Source organism: Phycobacter sedimenti, assembly GCF_038148855.1.
Lineage (GTDB): Bacteria > Pseudomonadota > Alphaproteobacteria > Rhodobacterales > Rhodobacteraceae > Phycobacter > Phycobacter sedimenti.
In genome coordinates, this window is sequence record NZ_JBBVGR010000020.1 from 1 (window position 1) to 1766 (window position 1766).

A 1766-nucleotide genomic window follows, 5' to 3' on the forward strand; every position below is an offset into this window, starting at 1 on the left:
GCGGGACAAAGCGGGCGTTCGAATTTGCTTACTGAAAGTCTGTTATTGCAGCCGTTCCATGGTGACGTCGCACAGAAATCACAACCTATTTGGGAAGTTCGCGCCAGACCTTCGGGTCAATGCTGGCCGCGGCGAAGATTCCACCCCATAGGGCTCCGGGAATGCCCGGGGTCAATACGTCCTGACCCGAAAGGATGAGGCCCGGCACCGGGGTCTTTGCCTGAAGTGCGCCGGACAGCACGCGTTCAGGCGTGACGTCTATGCCGTAGAAACCGCCGTGATGATGTCCTGTGATCGCCTCGGTGGAGAGGGGCGTCGATAGGTTGCGAAACACCACGAGTTTGGCGAGGTCAGGGAAATATGTCTCGAACTGCGCGAACAGGATATCCTCGACCTTTGCCTTAAACTCCCGGTAATCCTCGCCGCGCGCACCCGGCTCCAGCCCTGCCCATTTCTCCACCACCGACCAGTCGGTCCACGCCACGATCTCTCCGGCGTATTTCCGAGATGGGCCGGGATCGTGCGCACTGTCCTTTAGCGAAGCAAACGAAACGAACATGCCCTGAGGTGGATTGTCGGGTAGGTCGGTCCAGACGACGTCCACCTTTCCACTTGGGTATATCCAGTGGTTCGAGCGGGTCGCTCCGGCATCCTCGATATCGCCCTCAAAGCCCATGAACAGGCTGAAATGGGCCACCGAGTGGGGCAGCGCGTTGATTTCTTCGATCCAGTCCTGATGTCCGCTCCCCTCGGGCAAAAGCGAGTTTACGGTCTCGCGCGCCCCGATATTGGAGATCACGAACTTTGCGCGGATTTCCTCTCCCTCTGCCGTGCGGACGCCAACGGCCCGCCCATCATCGATGACCAGCGTTTCGACTCTGGTGTTTGCCCGCGCCTCTCCCCCGGCCTTTGTGATCGTCGGCAGGATGTGCCTTGCAAAGGACGCGCCGCCGCCAGACGGATACCAGGCACCGCTCTCAAGGTAAGAGCCTGTAATCAGGGCATGCATCGCAAAGCTCGCTTTGCTGGGTCTGCCGCCGTGGTCGAACCACTGCGCAGCGAAGGCGGCGGCCAGATCCGGGTTGTCGGTGATCTCGTCGATAACCTCTTGCGTCGTACGCTTGCACCAAAGGTCGATGGCGTGGCTATGCCACCACTTCATAGCCGACCCAATGATCTCAGGCATCGCACGGGTAGAAGTGGCCGTGAAGGACGCCTGCCTGCCTTCCTTGAGCGCAGATATCCAAGCTTCGATTGCTTTGGCCTCGCCCGGAAACCGATCCTTGAGATCGCGCTCCTGCGCCTCGTACGGTCGTGACAGGGACAGCGGCGCCGCATCTCCGATATGCAGGTTGTCATAAACCGAACCCATTGAGGTGAACTCGATCGGCGTGTCCGACAGCCAGTCCAGTATGTGGCGCTCGCGATCTTCCGGAGCGACGCAATTGAGGTAGTGGATGCCCGCATCCCAGGAGAAACCTTCCATGGAGAAGCTGTGGGTCAGACCTCCAAGCGTGTGGTACTGCTCCAGAAGAAGGACCTTGTGCCCAAGCTTCGACAGCGCGGCGGCTGCGGCCATGCCCCCTATGCCCGATCCGATGACGATGGCGTCCCAGCGCTTGTCTTCAGAGGTAGCCAAATCTGCTCTCCTTCGTATCAAAATGGTTAGGTTAGAAGATATGTCTGCGCGTAAGGCTAAGGCTTGGTTGCAACATCCGACTTGATCGCGATCAATTTGGTTGTTGGGCCCAGCTTCTCGCTTTGCC

The 1766-nt window shown here is 59.2% G+C and carries 1 protein-coding gene; it reads right to left on the bottom strand.

The features are described 5' to 3' along the window. Window positions 1-85: 85 nt before the first annotated feature. On the bottom strand, window positions 86-1639 hold the full coding sequence (locus tag AADA15_RS19265; protein WP_341643185.1) for a phytoene desaturase family protein: 1554 nt from the start codon (window positions 1637-1639) through the stop codon (window positions 86-88). Between the last annotated feature and the right edge of the window lie 127 nt (window positions 1640-1766).